Genomic DNA, 16,315 nt, shown 5'->3' on the forward strand with positions numbered 1-16,315 from the left:
CTTTGGCAAATTGCTGTAGTTGCAACTAATATTTTTTATTCATCCATCAGCCATTCTTGGGCTTTTGTGTTTAGGTTGTATTTTAGAACTCCTTTCCTCATTCCAATAAATGCCACATCATCTTTAATAATCAGCGAGTTAGGATACAACCCATAGCTCCAAAATCCATCTTTAATAAGTACCTCTATACTCTTATCCTTTCTTACTTTTATAAGGTTGTTGGAAGTGATAACAATAAGGTTTTTGTTGCTGTCTACTCCTAACCCTTCCGGAGCGTATGGAAGCCCCAGATACTTCTCCACTTGCCATTTACCTCCTTTCTTATAAATTCTTAATAGACTCCCTCTAGAAGTTGAGAGATGCGCTAATCCTTCAATTGCAAATACCTGATCATCCACTCTTACTATCTTCACCACTTGGTCATCGGATATCTTCAGGCATTCCTTTCCTTTCTTATCAAACCAACCTAACGCACCGCCCCATTCGCCTTTATCAAAGCCGACCAAGTATCCATCTGGGAATGAGACTATTGTTTGTCGTCCGCCAAAGTCGCTGCTACATCCCTTTGGTAATCCAAATGGAAGGCTTTCTGGTTTGAAGTATCTGTCAGATGTAGCTAAAACTAGGTTGTCCTTTATAAATACCTGCCAGTCGCTTGAGTCCAGATTATAGCCCTTAGCTTGTTCTTTGGTTGGAACAGGATAAGATTTCCATAATTTAACCAATACTGGCTCTTTAAAGAGCCAGATAAGCAGGACGATGAAAAGGTATTTCATAATTTTCTAACTGGCCAATAATATTCTAAATAGAGGTTCTTATTCTGGGTATCATCCCAATATATTGAATATAATGCAGCCGAATTCACAAAAGGCAAGGCTCTTGTAATCAATCCACAGCCACCACCCGCTTCTCCGCACTGCTCTGCATGGCCAGCTCAATCACCCTAATCACATCCCGCGCCTGCTCGGGCTTTACTTCCAAATCTGCTTCTCCCAAAATAGCCTGCTTCACATTCTCATAGAACCCGCGGTAGTCCCCTACTTCACTCTCCACTTTGCCTAGGAAGTGTAATCCTTGGATTTCAGTGTTCAAATGGCCCCAGAGGTTTTCCGGTTCCACGCCCCAGGTGGCGGGCAGGTCCTTCGGGAAGAGGCCTTGCTTGAGGGCTTCCTCCTGCACGTCCAGGCCGTGCTTTAAGAAAGAACCTTTGTCGCCGTGCAGGATGTAGCGGGGGCCGGGTTCACGCACCAGCATGCCGGCCGTGAGAACCACTTTTAGTTTGTCATAGAAGAGGATGGTCTCAAACTTGTCAGGAATCTGGCTGCCTTCGCGCTGGCTTCTGATGTCTGCCCAAATGGATTGCGGCATTCCAAACAAGGTCAGGGCTTGGTCAATGAGGTGGGAGCCTAAATCATAGAGGATGGTGGTGCCGGGCACGGCTTGTTCCTTCCAGGTGTTGGGCCTGATGGCGTTTCTGAACCGGTCAAAGTGCGCTCTATATTCTACCAGGTTGCCTAATAGTTGCTGCTGCACTAGTTTCTGTACGGTTTTAAAGTCACTGTCCCAGCGGCGGTTGTGGTAGACGGTGAGGATTTTGTGCTGGGCCTTAGCCAGTTCTATGAGTTCACCTGCCTCTGCTGACGTGACGGTGAATGGTTTTTCTACTACCACGTGCTTGCCCGCCAGCAGGGCTTCCTTGGCCAGAGAATAATGGGCGCTGTTGGGCACGGCCACAATTACCAGGTCTATGTCATCATCTTTCAAGATGTCCTGCACATGGGCAGTCACCACGGCTTTGGGGTAGCGCTCCTGCGCCAGAAGAATATTCTCTTCCCTTGATTCCCTGATTCTGGTGAGTTCCAGACCCTCCACGGCCTCTACAAACGGGGCATGGAACACCTGTCCGGCCATGCCATAGCCTATCAATCCTACGTGTATCTTCATTATTCCTGCTTATTACGGATTCTGTGACCAATCCTGCTTCAAAGAAAGCCAATCATGGTGAACTCTACTATTCTCTCCATGAGAAGACGTAAACATGGACTTGCCCGTTTTTTGCCTCTTTTCCAGAAAATAGTCTAAAAACGTTGGTCAGCCATCAGGCCTTCCCTTGAAAAATAATAAGCCGCCTTTGTAAAAGCCATAAACGGTCTCCGTATTTGTACTCAATTTTTATAAAAAGGCTGAATAAAGACGTAATTCACTCATTTACAAGGCATAAAAGCTATTCATCCTGTAAGGTTCTAAACAATTTTATTTGTAAATAGCATAGAGTATTCGGGAGAATACCTACCTTTGCATATCTATTAAAATCACAAAATGAAAAACGGTAAAGTAAAATTCTTCAATGACTCCAAAGGATTTGGTTTCATTAAAGATGCAGAAACAAACGAAGAGTACTTTGTTCACGTGTCTAACCTGGTAGACGAGATCAGAGAAAATGATGAAGTAACTTTTGAGCTGAAAGAAGGCAGAAAAGGTTTGAACGCTGTTAATGTGAAGCTTGCATAAGTTTTAATATATATCAGTTTCAGGAAAGGGCTTTGCATACATGCGAAGCCCTTTTTTTGTACCTTACCTGTACGTAGAGCGTGGTACCTCTGCCAGCAATTTTTTCTTTCTTTTATCTCTTTTTGTATGACCCGGAACCGCAGTTGGTATTTCTTGCTCTTGCCCGTTTTGTTGTTGGCAGGCTATTTTCTTTTAACCTTTTCTGGGCAGACCGAAGCCCAGGCCCCCAAGCCGGCCGCGGCCAGCTCCACTCCATCACCCACGCAGGCTACTTCTGCCGCCCCGGCCACCACTGCACCTGCTGCCAACGCTCCCTTCAAGGAAGTAAAAGCCACCGCAGAATCTATTCTGGCCAGACCACAGGTGCCCATTCTGTGCTACCACCAGATACGCGAGTGGACGGCCAAAGACGGCAAAGTGGGTAAAGACTATATTGTGAAACCCGCTGAGTTCAAGGCCCAGATGAAGATGCTCGCCGACAGCGGGTACCATACCATCCTGCCCGACCAGCTCTACGCCTACCTCACCGAAGGCAAGCCTTTACCGTCCAAGCCCATCATGCTCACCTTTGATGACACCAAATTGGACCAGTACACCGTGGCCAAACCTACCCTGGAAAAATACGGTTTCAAAGGCGTGTTCTTTTTGATGACCGTGTCCATTGGCCGACCCAACTACATGACCAAGGCGCAAATCAAAGAACTCTCAGACCAGGGCCACGTGATAGGCTCGCATACCTATGACCACCACAACGTCAAGAAGTATGAAGGCAAGGATTGGATTACCCAGATTGAGAAACCTACCAAGCAACTAGAAGCCATCACCGGCAAGCCCATCCGCTACTTCGCGTACCCGTTTGGTTTGTGGAGGCCCGAAGCCATTCCAGAATTGCAGAAACGCGGCTTCGCGGCAGCCTTCCAACTCGCCACCAAACGCGACCAGCAAGACCCGCTCTTCACCATTAGACGCATCATAGCCAGCGGCTACTGGAGCACTCGTACCTTGCACAACAGCATCAAGAATAGCTTTTAGGTTAGAGTCAAGACGCAAGACATAGGATTCAAGATTTCCTAGTTTCGCTATCGCCCAAAACAAAACCCGTTTTTGGCCTGTTTTCTCAGAATCAGGTCAAAAACGGGTTTTCGCTTTCTATAGAAATTCAACCGCTAGAGGGAGAAAGAAAACCGATGCCTGGCAAACACAGTACATCTTTCTAACCTAACGACTTACAAAACTATGGATAGCATCAACCAGAATCAACCCGAGAAGAACCACCAGGATTTGCATGGCGCCGAGGCCGCCAAGAAAATGAAAGACTTGGCAGAAAACGCCGAAAGCTGTTTCTTCTGCACCAACATCAAAGCCAGCCAGCCCATCACTACCCGTCCCATGGCAGTCCTGAAAGCAGACGAGGCCGGTAATTTCTGGTTCCTGACCTCAGACGATTCCCATAAGATTGAAGAACTACAGCAAGACCCGTTTGTACAGTTGATGTTCCAGGGGTCCAAGCACTCAGACTTCTTGACCGTCTACGGCAACACCGAAGTGAGCAAGGACAAAGCCATGATCAAAGAACTCTGGAACCCCATGCTCAAAACTTGGTTCACTGAAGGCGAGGATGATCCCAGAATCACCGTCCTCAAAGTAGTGCCCACCGGCGGTTATTACTGGGACAACAAACACGGCAACGCGGTGGCGTTCGCAAAACAAGCCATTGGCGCAGCCACTGGGGTTACGCTAGATGATTCGATTGAAGGAAAGCTGGACATGCAATAAGAACCAGAGTCTTACTTGGTTTAAAACAGAAAAGCGTTTTTGGGCTGTTTTCTAGAAAACAGCCCAAAAACGCTTTTTTCATGCAAGAGCTTTTAACGGCTACTTAGGTTTAATCGAATCTAAAATAAAGACCAATCTTGGTTAGGCTAACACTTCTCCAGCGCTTGTAGAATGTCATTCAAGATATCATCTGCGTGCTCCAACCCTACGGATATTCTGATAAGCCCGGGCGTGATGTTGACGGCTAGGCGCTCCTCTTCGGTGAGTTTGGCGTGCGTGGTGCTGGCCGGGTGCGAGGCAATGCTCCGCGTGTCGCCCAGGTTGGCCGTGAGCGACAGCATTTGCAGACTATCCAGAAATTTTCTTCCGCTGGCTAAACCGCCGGTGAGTTCAAAGCAAAACAAGCCGCCGCCGTTTTGCATCTGCTTTTTGGCAATTTCATACTGCGGATGGCTGGGCAGAAACGGATACTTCACAGCGCTTAGTTTAGAATGGCCTTGCAAGGCGGTGGCAATCTTCAAGGCATTGCTGGCGTGGCGTTCCATGCGCACATCCAAGGTCTCCAGGCTTTTGCTCAAGACCCAACCGTTGAACGGCGACAGTGCTGGGCCTGTGCTTCGGCAGAATAGGTAAATGTCTTTTATAAGCTCCTTCTTGCCTACCACTACGCCGCCCATCACACGCCCTTGCCCGTCAATCCACTTGGTCGCTGAATGCACCACCAGATCAGCGCCAAACTCTATGGGTTTCTGGTTCACCGGTGTGGCGAAGCAGTTGTCCACGTTGAGCAGGATGTTGTGTTTCTTGGTCAGTTGCCCCACCCATTCTAGGTCAATGATGTCCAGGCCTGGGTTGGTGGGCGTCTCAATATAGAGCATCTTGGTATTGGGCCTGATGGCGGCTTCCCACTCCTCGGGCTTGTCTGCGGGCACGTAGCTGTATTCAATGCCGTACTTGGGCAGGTACTTGGTGATGACCGTGTGCGTACTCCCGAAGATGGAATTACAGGCCAGCAAATGGTCTCCCTCCTTGAGCAAGGCCATGAACGAGGCAAACACTGCACTCATACCAGACGCCGTTGCGAAGCCTGCCTCCGCTCCTTCTAAGGCTACCATTTTGTCGGTGAACTCCTGCACGCTGGGGTTGCTGAACCGGCTATAGATGTTATCGTCGGTCTCATCAGCGAAGGCGGCGCGCATGTCCTCGGCGTTGTCAAACACGAAACTGCTGGTCAGGAACAGCGGGGTGGCGTGTTCCATTTCTTGGGTGCGTTCGGTTTGGGTGCGGATGACTTGGGTGATGGGATGGTAGTTCATTCTTAATGTGCTAATATGCTGATGTGCTAGGTTTTTGCTTCAATCATTCTCGCCGTTGATGGGGTTCCCCAGCCGTGGTTTGTGCCCTCACCAACCACCTCAACTGCTTATTAAGTCTTCTTTCTTTCACACGCAGGGTGCATGCAGTTGGCTGTTGCTGAGTAGTTTCTTTCTTGCGGTGCGAAATACCTGCCGTGTTTCATAGTTTCCGGTAAGCGCTCATGGCCGCGGGGCCCCGTCCTGGCCCTTCGCGCTGCTGTTGTTTGTGGGACTTTGTCCCTCCCGCCGCTGGCCGCGGCGCACAAACACCAGAGGCGCTCAGGACCAGGACTGGTTTCGGTCCCATTCTGTTGTGGCTTGATGGGTGGTTTGCTTGTTGCTGGTGATGGCCTTGGCTGTTGATGCAGAGTCATGCGTGCTGACGCACGGTTTTGTTTATCTGCTGGCACGTAACCGGCTCAGGCCTGCGGCCTGGAAGCATATTTATCGTTTTTGGTCTGTTTTCTGGAAAACAGACCAAAAACCCACTCCAGACTCAAGACTCGCGACTCTAGACTCAGGACTAAAAAGGACTCAGGACTGGCTTACGCAATAAGCTTCACTTCCCAAGTAATATTGGCGCCGGCGCGGCGCAAAGTCTCAGCCACGGAGCAGTACTTGTCCATGGAGAGTTGGCAGGCGCGTTCGGCTTTGTCTGCGTCAATGGTGCCGCCTAGTTCGTAGACCACGTGGATGTTGGTCCAGAGGGCAGGCTCTTTGCCGGTTTCGCGCTCGCCGTCTATTAGCATTTTGAAGTGGGTGATGGTCTGGCGCTGTTTGTTCAGGATCATGACCACATCAATGCCGGCACATCCGCCCAGGGCCATCAACAGCATCTGCATGGGACGTACGCCAGCGTTGGTGCCGCCGCCTTCGGGGCTGGTGTCGGTGGTGATGACATGGCCGTTGGTGTCTTTGGCCTCGAAGCCGTAGTCGCCGGCGGTGCGTTCTAATTCTATTCGTATCATTTTCTTCGTATTTAAAACCTACAGCGCCTTTCTTTGCAGAACATTGGACCCTGTGCGGCATGAACTATTTTCAGTATCCCCATCCGTTTGAACTGGAGAACGGGCAAACCCTTCCAGCGCTCACTCTGGCCTACCATGCGTTTGGTCAGTTGAACGCAAAGAAAAGCAATGTAGTCTGGATTTGCCATGCCCTCACTGCTAATTCAGACCCATTGGACTGGTGGAACGGTGTCACCGCAGACGGCAAAGCCATCAACCCAAAGGACCATTTCATCATCTGCGCCAACATTCTGGGTTCCTGCTATGGCTCTACGGGCCCGTTGAGCGTGAATCCAGAAACCGGCCAACCCTATTATGCCATGTTTCCGCAGGTCACCATCCGGGACATGGTCAGGGCGCACGCGCTGTTGCGGGAGCATCTGGGCATAGAAAAGATTTACCTTCTGGCCGGCGGAAGCATGGGCGGATATCAGGCCTTGGAGTGGTGCCTGCGGGAGCCTGGCAGAATAGAGAACCTGTTCTTACTGGCCACCTCGGCCGCCGAAAGCGCCTGGGGCATTGCCATCCATACCACCCAGCGCCTATCCATTGAAGCTGACTGTACTTTTGGCGAAGCATCAGACACGGCCGGTAGCAAAGGCTTGAAAGCGGCCCGGGCCGTGGGTATTCTCACCTATAGGAGCTTCCAGATTCTGGAGCAGAACCAAACCGACCCAGACCCTGAGAAACTAGACAACTTCCGGGTCTCCTCGTACATCAACTACCAGGGTAACAAGTTAGTCAGTCGGTTTAACGCGTACAGTTACTGGATTCTAACCAAGGCCATGGACAGCCATCATCTGGGCCGTGGCCGAGGCGGCAACTTGGCAGACGTACTACAACAGATTCACCAGAAAACGCTGGTCATTGGCATTAGCAGTGACGTATTGTGCCCGGTACAGGAACAGAAGTTTATTGCCCAGCACGTGCCCAACGCTCAGTATGTGGAGATTGAATCTGACTATGGGCATGACGGCTTCATCATTGAAGGCGAGCGCATCACGCAGGCGTTACAGGCGTGGTTGCCGGCTATTCAGTAAACCAGTACACAGTCTTTTCCTCGTCACAATTTCACCTTTAGGGCTTGCCTGAATTTCGTTTTTGGCCTCTTTTCCAGAAAACAGGCCAAAAACAGGTTTGGGGAGTGGACTTCATATTTTTAGAAACCTCAGCCTAGGCAAAACGGTACACGGTATGGCAGAGGCCGGCAGACAATCCCGGCGTCTGGTAAATTCTGCATGGCGAAACACACGTATGACATGGGCTTGATTGGCAACTGCGCCTATCTGGCCCTGATCCACAAAGACACTAACATTGAATGGCTCTGCTGGCCACGTTTTGACAGCAGCTTTGTATTCGGGCCCATGATGGACCGGCAGAAAGGCGGCGAATTCTCTCTCAAACCGGACGCTGAGAATTTCACCTCGCACCAATACTACGTGGAGAACACTAACATTCTCTGCACAGAAATCACGTGCCAGGAGGGAAGCTACCGGGTCACTGACTTCGCGCCGCGTTTTAAACAGCACCAGCGGTATTACAAGCCGCTCATGTTAGTGAGAAAAGTGGAGCCGCTGGCGGGTTCGCCGCGCATAAAAGCTACTTGTAGACCAGTGGGCAACTACGGCCAGCTAGAGCTCAAACGAAGACGCAGTTCTAACCATATTGCGTTTCTGGGCTTGGACGAGGACGTGCGCCTGACCACCAATGCCTCTTTGAGCTATATCCTGGAGGACCAGTATTTTGTCTTGAACGAGACGCTTTATTTTGTACTCACCTACGGCGCGCCGCTGGAGGCCAACCTTGAGAGTACCGTAGAGGCGTTCTTAAACCAGACCAAGCGGTACTGGCATAACTGGGTCAAGAACACCAGCATCAGCAATTTCTTCCAGGAGCAAGTGATACGGTCTGCCTTGGCCTTGAAGATTCACCAGTACGAAGACACCGGTGCCATCATCGCCTCGCCTACCACCAGCTTGCCAGAACACCCCGGCAGCGGCCGAAACTGGGATTACCGCTTCTGCTGGATGCGCGACACGTTCTACATTCTCAACGCGTTCAACAACATTGGTCACTTTGAGGAGATGGAGCGGTACTTCCATTTCATCGCCAACATTACCGCCAAAGACACGCCGCGCTACCAGCCCTTGTACTCCATCAGTGGCCAGAGCAAATTGACAGAGCTGGAGCTGGAACTGGAAGGCTATTTAGGCAACAAGCCGGTACGCATTGGTAATGACGCCTACACCCATATTCAAAACGATGTCTACGGGCAGATTCTGGTAGCCTTGTTGCCGCTCTACATTGACCGCCGCTTTAATGACGCTGAGCGCATTGAGTCCCAGAAGCTGATTTACAAGACGCTGTACAAAATCCAAGACACCATGGAAGAGCCCGATGCGGGCCTGTGGGAGTTCCGGGATTTCGCGCAGTACCACACTTACACCTACCTGTTCCATTGGGCGGGCGCGGCGGCGGCAAGAAGCGCGGCCAGGCATTTCGGGGATGACCAGCTGCACCAACTAGCCACTGATTTGATGCAACAGGCCGCCGCTAAGATTGAGCAGTGCTTTGACCCAGAAAGAGGCGTGTACACGCAGGCCATAGGGAAGAACCACTTGGATGCCAGCACGCTGCAACTGATCATGATGCACTACATTGACCCCGCCTCTGAGGTAGCCAAAACGCACCTGAAAGCCATGGAACGCGAACTCAAAACCCCCGAAGGTCTCTTCTACCGCTACAAACACGCCGATGACTTTGGCGTGCCGCAAAGCACGTTCCTTATCTGCGCCTTCTGGTACATTGAGGCCCTGGCCTGCGTGGGCCGCGTAGACGAAGCCCTGCATGAGTTTGAGAACATCCTCCAATACACCAACCACTTGGGCTTATTGAGCGAGGACGTAGACTCCAGAGACGGAAGCCAGTGGGGCAACTTCCCGCAGGCCTACAGCCACGTTGGGTTGTTGAATGCCGCCTACCGCATCTCTAAACGACTGGACAGACCTTCTTTCTTGTAAAAAGGAGACTGCTTGATGTGAGAAAGGCCAGCATACTGCTGGCCTTTTCTATTTTATAAAGGTGCGCCGTTTTTGGCTTGTTTTAAGGGAATTAGGCTAAAAACGATGTTCTCACGCGCCAGGGCGCAAACGCATTGCAACCCCTCACCTAGCAGTCCGCCAGCCCTTGACCTCGGAAAAAGAGACTGGTCAATTTAAGTCTCTTTGCCCGAGGGAGAAAGTATTGGCTTGTCAACTGGCAGTGGCGCAAGCCCACTATGAAACGAATCACTTCTCAGCGTGCGCCTCTCTGAGCCCCCGCCCTGTCCGAGCGGTCAGCGAGTTCGGGGGCTCTTGATTCTTTTGGTTAGGTTGAACATCAAGGATCAACGTGACAAACCTCTCTCGGAGAGAGAAGCGTTGAAAGTTGGGAGTTAAGAATTGAGAGACAGAGGCGAAAAGGTGGCTCTACTGGTATAAACACCCCTCTATTGAGCTGCGCTCGCTGCCTCAAACTCCCGTTTGGGCAATCCTCAAGGGGAGAATCCGCTTTTAGAAAAGGGGTTTTAGTCGGCAACAGAATAAGTCAGCTCAAGAAGTCATCCCCCTACCCCCTTCAAAGGGGAACGAATTGCGTAGTTTCTCCTAAACAGATCAGCATCAAATTCCTGTAACCGTTTTTGGCCTGTTTCACCCGAAACAAGCCAAAAACGATTCTCAAGGTTAAAACGAATTATTGGTCACATACCTCCTGCAGCAACTTCCTTACCTCCTTAGAACTATCCAGATGGTACTTGGCCAATGAGCGCTGACTGCCTACTTTAATGGTATAGGCATCCTCCGGCATCATCTTGAACATATCCTCGTCGGTGCGGTCATCGCCTATGGCCAGCAGAAAGTCATGCGGAAGCAGTTCCAACCACCGCAGCACGGCTATTCCTTTGTTCACCTCCACGTTTTTGATCTCCAGCACCTTGTCGCCCTCCATGACCTGTAGGTTGATGTTGGCGGCCATGAACTGCAGGTGGTTGCCCAGCTCGCGGGCCCTGAGTTCACCCAGGGTTGGGTCTACCTTGCGGTAATGCCACACCAGGGAGTAATCCTTTTCTTCTATGAAGGAACCAGGGGTGCGGCTCACGTGCATGTCCATGATGGGCCTAACCTCGGTCTTCCACTCATTGGTGAGGTGGTGCATCATCTGCCACTCCTGGGTTTGGGGACGCATCCAGACGCCGTGCTCGGCAATGATGTCTACGGGCAGGTGTCCCACCCACTGTTGCAGCGTATTCCGGTCACGGCCACTGATGATGACCACCCGGTTTTTAGATTCCTGGGTCAGACACTCCAGCAAATGCAAAAGTTCTTCATCTGGGAAGGCATGTTTGGGATTCTGGGTGAAGCCGGTGAGCGTGCCGTCATAATCCAAGAACAAGATGCGCTGCTGGCCCCGGGTGTAGTCTTGCAGCAGTTGCTGGCGCTCTTGTTTAGACAATGACTCGGTGGCCAGGCTTAGTTGCTTGAGTTTGATGTACTCCAGGCGGTTCATGAAAATGCTCACCCACTGGTGAATGTCATAGCGCTTGAGCACCTCCTGCATGTGCTGCATGCGGGTTTGCTGCTCCTCTTCGGGCATGATCATGGCCTCGCGCATGGCCTGTACCATCTGGCCCAGGTCATTGGGGTTGATGATGATGGCCTCTGACAGTTCTTTGGACGCACCGGCCATCTCACTTAGAATAAGCACGCCCTTCTGGTCCAGCTTGCTGGCAATAAACTCCTTGCAGACCAGGTTCATGCCGTCGCGCATGGGCGTGATGAGCGCAATGTCTGCCACCGTATATAAAGCAGAAAGTTCCTCAATGGGAAACGAGCGGTAGAAGTACTGAATGGGGTTCCAGGTGATGGTGCGGTAAGAGCTGTTGATGCGGCCCACCAGTTCGTCAATGGTTTCTTTGAGCTCCTTATACTTTTCAACCTGGTCTCTGGACGGCACTACTAGCATGAACAAGGTCACCTTCTCCCTGAACTCCGGGTACTCCTGCAACAGCAGCTCAAAGGCCTGCAACCGCGCCGGAATACCTTTGGAATAGTCCAGACGGTCAATGGAGAGAATTACTTTCTGGTCATGGAGCACCTCATGGTAGGGAATGAGTTTTTCCTTCATCTCTGGAGAACCGGCCAGCTGCGCGTACTTGGTATAGTCAATGCCCATGGGGAACGCGTCTACCATAATCTGGCGGTGGCCGTTGTCAATGAGGCCTTGGGCGGTGTTCATACCCGCAATGCGGCTCACGGAGCTCAGGAAGTGGCGGGCATCGTCATAGGTATGAAAACCAATCAGATCGGCGCCCAGCATGCCTTTCAAGATTTGTTCGCGCCAGGGCAGCATTCTGAACACCTCATAAGAAGGGAACGGTATGTGCTGGAAAAACCCGATGCTGCTGTCTGGAAACGCTTCTCTGATATAGGCCGGCAATAAGAGTAATTGGTAGTCATGCACCCAGATAGTGTCGCCGGGTTGGGCCAGTTCCATCACCGCCTGGCAGAACTTCTGGTTCACGTGCTGGTAGGCAGCCCAATAGGCATCATCATAAACGGTGTATTGGCTGAAGTAGTGGAAGGAAGGCCAAAGCGTCTCATTGCTGAAGCCCTCGTAAAACTCTTTGATCTCGCTTTCAGTGAGAAAGACCGGGTGCATGCTCTGCTGCTTGAGGTCCTGAACAACCTGTTTTTCTTCTTCTTCGTCCTCAAAGGAAAGGCCGGGCCAGCCAATCCAGACGTTGTCGCCCTCCTTATAAATGGAACCTAAGCCTGTGGCTAAACCTCCTTCACTTGTTTCATACGCCAGCCCCTCTTCTTTTCGCTGCACTTTAATGGGGAGTCTGTTTGAAATAATAATGGTTTTAGACATAGGAAATCTTTAAATGGCACATAGAGCAGTGGGCAGAAGGAGTAAATTGGAAGTTTTTCCGTCTTCTGTCACCTGCTCGGGTCTTATAGTTTACTCGTTTCCTTACCCATAGGTTAAGAGATATATAAAAAGTCCTATACTCTTTCAGACACCCGGGCAGCGTGGCGCGGCAGGCAACCTTTAGAGCTTGCAAAAGGTAAGGGAAGACTTGGCAGCCCCTCTTGCACATGGAATTACTTGGACAATTAAAGCACTTCACCCTAGACCACTTATCTCAGTTCATGCAGGGCTTGAGCGTCATAGTGGGGGCTTTGCTGGCGGGTATTCTTCTGAAATGGGTAATATTCAAAGTGCTGGCCGCCTACCAGCACTGGTTCCCGCACGTGTGGGTTGAAGGCATGCTGCGCAAGCTACCCAAGCCGGTGGCGTACTTTCTTCCCTTACTCATATTATCTACCGCCCTGCCTTTGGTGCCTCTGGCGCCCAAGCCGTTTGAGGTAATGAGGCGGTTCATGGAGATCTTACTCACCTGCGCCTTCGCTTATTTCCTCATTGGCTGGGTGAACGTGGTACAGTTCAGGATCAGGAAGAAGCACCAGCTGGACAAGGAAGACAACATACGCGAACGGCGGCTGTTCACGCAATTGCAATTCATACGCAGATTTGTCATCATCCTGATCATCTTCTTTGCCGCAGCCTTGATTCTCATGAGCTTCCCAACGGTACGCAAAATAGGAACCGGTCTCATCACTTCTGCGGGTATTGCGGGCGTGATCATAGGCTTTGCCGCGCAACGGTCGTTGGCCAACCTGCTGGCGGGCTTCCAGATTGCGTTCACGCAGCCCATTAGAATTGACGATGTGCTAGTGGTGGAGAACGAATGGGGCCGGGTGGAAGAAATCAACCTCACCTATGTGGTCATGCGCCTCTGGGACCAGCGCCGTCTGGTCCTGCCCATCAATTACTTTATTGAAAAGCCCTTCCAGAACTGGACCCGCACCAATGCCGAGCTTCTGGGCACGGTGTTTCTGCACTTGGATTACACTGCCCCGGTAGAGGTCCTGCGCCTGGAACTCAACCGGGTTTTAAAAGAAACGCCGCTCTGGGACGGACGCGTGGGCATTCTGCAAGTAACGGATTCTAAGGAACGTACCCTGGAGTTGCGCATGCTGGTAAGCGCCCGCGACTCTGGGACCGCCTTTGACCTGCGTTGCCTGGTGCGGGAGAAGCTGGTGGACTTTGTGCAGAAGAACTACCCAGAATGCCTGCCGCTCACCAGAACCTTGGTGCCCGGAGCAGCCGACGGCGGCATGATTATTTAGAAACACTCTAAACAATTTTGCATTCCTGAATTCAACCCGTAAGTTTGCGCAAGTTTATAATTAGTCTAAATAAATAGACATGCGCCGCATTCTTACTTCCCTCGTTCTTTTTCTATTCACTTCCTCCGTCCTCTTTGCCCAGTCCACCACGGGCCGCATTGAGGGCCGCATCCAATCCCAGAAAGGCGAATCCCTGCCCGGCATCAGCGTAGGTCTGGAGGGAACCACCTTGGGCAGTACCACCGATGAAGAAGGCAAGTTTCTGATTAAAAGCATTCCGGCCGGCAACTATACGATGGTCATTTCGGGCATTGGTTATGAGTCTGTCAAGCAAACCATTTCTATTGCCGCTCAGCAGGTGCTACCCGTGTTTATGCGCTTGAATACTTCAGACTTCACCTTGGCGCAGGTAGAGATTACCGGTAGCAAAGCGGGCAATTACCTGGAGCGCGAAGGCACCACCGCCACCAAGATGGAAGCCCATTTAAGCACCGTGCCGCAGTCGGTGCAGGTGTTGTCTCGCCGGGCCATGGACCAGTTGCAGGTAGTGCGCGTAGAGGATGCCATGCGTAACGTAAGCGGTGTTTCGGTAGAGACTGGCTTTGGCGGCCGCACGGACATTTTCCAGATTAGAGGCTTTAGAACTGACCAGACCAGCATTTTCAAGAACGGTTTCAGAAACCCGGCCCGTACCTACCGCGAAAGCGCCAACGTGCAGCAGATTGAAGTCATGAAAGGCCCTGCCTCTGTCCTGTATGGCGTGAGCGACCCGGGCGGACTCATCAACATCACCACTAAAAAACCAACGGCCTACACGTTCCAGTCCATCCAATTAACAGGTAATAATTTTGGCCTGGTTAGACCCAGCGTAGATTTAGGTGGCACCATTGGCGAAGAAAAAAACTTTAAATATCGCCTGAATGGTTTGTACGAGCGCAGTGAAAGCTACCGTGATTTTGTGAAGACCAAGCGCTACTTTGTGGCCCCTTCGGTGACGTATGACTTCTCCCCTAACACGTCTTTGAGCGTAGAAGCTGAGCTCCTGAACCACAATCAGCCTTCTGACCGCGGTATTTTTGCCGTGAATGGAAAGATTGCCGACGTGCCTCGTAGCCGCAGCTTGGGCGAGCCCGACAACTATTCTTTCTACCAGAACCGCTTGGTGCAGTACAACCTCACGCACCGCCTGAATGATGCCTGGAGCCTGCGCCACGCCATGAACTTTAATTACGGCACAGAGACCCGCAAACTGGTTGAGCAGACTACGTTGGTGAAGAACTCAGACCGCCTCATTAACCGCCGTTACCAAGATCAGTACACCTTTGACCGCTACTTCGCCACCCAGAACGAGGTATACGGCAAGTTCAATACAGGCACAGACATTGCCCACCGCACCGTGGCCGGCGTGGAGTACAGTTCCTTCACATTGGATTTGAACGTGAAGCGTGCGGCTTATGACATTCTAGACATTTATAACCCAGAGTACAGCACCAAACCCAAGCCCGTTAATGGCACTGCCACCTCACAAGACTACCGTGACCGCACGCAGAACGTTGGCTTTTACCTGCAGGATTTCATCACCATCCGTCAGCGCCTGAACGTGCTACTAGGCGGCCGCTTTGACATCTTTGACTACCGCAGTGAAGACTATTTTGGCCAAGACACCACTACACAACGCAACTATGCTTTTAACCCGCGCATTGGCTTGCTGTATGAGGTCTATGGTCCTTTGTCTGCCTACGCCAACTACTCTACCGGTTTCCAGACTGAGGTTGGTCGTACCTTGGAAGGTGACACCTTTGAGCCTCTAAAAACTCAGCAATTAGAAGGTGGTATCAAACTAGGCTTGTTCCAGGACCGCTTGAACCTGACCACCAGCTACTTCAGAATCAAGAAAAGCAACATCTCTGCCGTAGACCCGCGCGACGTTAACTTTAGAGTACAGGTAGGCGAAATTTTGAGTGAAGGCGCTGAAGTAGACGTAACCGGTGAGATTTTGCCTGGTCTGAACCTGATTGCCACCTACAGCTTTATTGACGCCCTCATAAAGAGCGATGGTGTAACTACCAGCGGCACTCGTTTCCAAAATGTAAGCCCTCATAACTTCACTTTCTGGACTACCTATGAGTTGCAGGATGGCTTGTTGAAAGGCCTGGGCATTGGCGGTGGTTTCACCTCGGTGCAGTCGCGCCCAGGAGACATCAATGACACGTTCAGACTGCCAGGTTATACCAAGGTGGAAGCCACCATCTTCTACCGCGCTAAGCGTTTCAACGTGAGTGTGAACGGCAAGAACCTGACAGATGAGTACTACTATGACGGCGCGCAGTCGGCCACGGGCATTATGCCAGGTGCCCCACTGACCGTGATTGGCACCGTTGGGTTTAACTTCTAAGGAATTTCCGCTTAATTTTACAGCGCCGGCTTCTCTTGC

At 51.3% G+C, this 16,315-nt stretch carries 12 protein-coding genes; 7 read left to right on the forward strand and 5 right to left on the reverse strand.

The window, feature by feature from the left end:
- Positions 1–35: 35 nt before the first annotated feature.
- Positions 36–776 carry a hypothetical protein gene (locus GU926_RS08675; protein ID WP_160690973.1) on the reverse strand — a complete coding sequence of 247 codons (741 nt, stop codon included), beginning with the start codon at positions 774–776 and terminating at the stop codon, positions 36–38.
- Positions 777–885: 109 nt separating this feature from the next.
- Positions 886–1,944, reverse strand: coding sequence for an oxidoreductase (locus tag GU926_RS08680; RefSeq protein WP_160690975.1), 1,059 nt, complete (start codon positions 1,942–1,944; stop codon positions 886–888).
- A gap of 375 nt (positions 1,945–2,319) precedes the next feature.
- Here GU926_RS08680 and GU926_RS08685 point away from each other — a divergent pair, with 375 nt between their 5' ends.
- The 3 genes from GU926_RS08685 (at position 2,320) to GU926_RS08695 (ending at position 4,287) form a co-directional block, all read left to right on the forward strand.
- Entirely contained in the window at positions 2,320–2,511 is a 192-nt protein-coding gene (locus GU926_RS08685; RefSeq protein WP_160690977.1) for a cold-shock protein, read from the forward strand.
- Positions 2,512–2,637: 126 nt separating this feature from the next.
- Positions 2,638–3,543 (forward strand): polysaccharide deacetylase family protein, encoded by a 906-nt coding sequence (locus tag GU926_RS08690; RefSeq protein WP_160690979.1) that lies wholly within the window; start codon positions 2,638–2,640, stop codon positions 3,541–3,543.
- A gap of 204 nt (positions 3,544–3,747) precedes the next feature.
- A complete protein-coding gene (locus GU926_RS08695; protein ID WP_160690981.1) occupies positions 3,748–4,287 on the forward strand; it encodes a pyridoxamine 5'-phosphate oxidase family protein in 540 nt (179 codons plus the stop codon).
- Between the two features lie 146 nt (positions 4,288–4,433).
- Here GU926_RS08695 and GU926_RS08700 read toward each other — a convergent pair whose 3' ends face one another.
- On the reverse strand, positions 4,434–5,603 hold the full coding sequence (locus GU926_RS08700; RefSeq protein ID WP_160690983.1) for a trans-sulfuration enzyme family protein: 1,170 nt from the start codon (positions 5,601–5,603) through the stop codon (positions 4,434–4,436).
- Positions 5,604–6,187: 584 nt separating this feature from the next.
- Positions 6,188–6,610 carry an OsmC family protein gene (locus GU926_RS08705; RefSeq protein ID WP_160690985.1) on the reverse strand — a complete coding sequence of 141 codons (423 nt, stop codon included), beginning with the start codon at positions 6,608–6,610 and terminating at the stop codon, positions 6,188–6,190.
- A gap of 59 nt (positions 6,611–6,669) precedes the next feature.
- On the opposite strand from GU926_RS08705, the gene metX reads away from it, so the two are divergent.
- Together metX and GU926_RS08715 are read left to right on the forward strand one after the other, a co-directional pair.
- On the forward strand, positions 6,670–7,689 hold the full coding sequence (gene metX, locus GU926_RS08710) for a homoserine O-acetyltransferase MetX (protein ID WP_160690987.1): 1,020 nt from the start codon (positions 6,670–6,672) through the stop codon (positions 7,687–7,689).
- Between the two features lie 198 nt (positions 7,690–7,887).
- Positions 7,888–9,669: a glycoside hydrolase family 15 protein gene (locus tag GU926_RS08715; RefSeq protein ID WP_160690989.1), complete on the forward strand. Its 1,782-nt coding sequence runs from the start codon at positions 7,888–7,890 to the stop codon at positions 9,667–9,669.
- 712 nt (positions 9,670–10,381) lie between these two features.
- Here GU926_RS08715 and GU926_RS08720 read toward each other — a convergent pair.
- Positions 10,382–12,559, reverse strand: a complete 2,178-nt coding sequence (locus tag GU926_RS08720; RefSeq protein WP_160690991.1) for a bifunctional alpha,alpha-trehalose-phosphate synthase (UDP-forming)/trehalose-phosphatase — start codon at positions 12,557–12,559, stop codon at positions 10,382–10,384.
- Between the two features lie 227 nt (positions 12,560–12,786).
- On the opposite strand from GU926_RS08720, the gene GU926_RS08725 reads away from it, so the two are divergent.
- Positions 12,787–13,881 carry a mechanosensitive ion channel family protein gene (locus GU926_RS08725; protein ID WP_160690993.1) on the forward strand — a complete coding sequence of 365 codons (1,095 nt, stop codon included), beginning with the start codon at positions 12,787–12,789 and terminating at the stop codon, positions 13,879–13,881.
- A gap of 79 nt (positions 13,882–13,960) precedes the next feature.
- Positions 13,961–16,276, forward strand: a complete 2,316-nt coding sequence (locus GU926_RS08730) for a TonB-dependent receptor (protein WP_160690995.1) — start codon at positions 13,961–13,963, stop codon at positions 16,274–16,276.
- Positions 16,277–16,315 lie beyond the last annotated feature (39 nt).

Source organism: Nibribacter ruber (assembly GCF_009913235.1).
GTDB classification, from domain to species: domain Bacteria; phylum Bacteroidota; class Bacteroidia; order Cytophagales; family Hymenobacteraceae; genus Nibribacter; species Nibribacter ruber.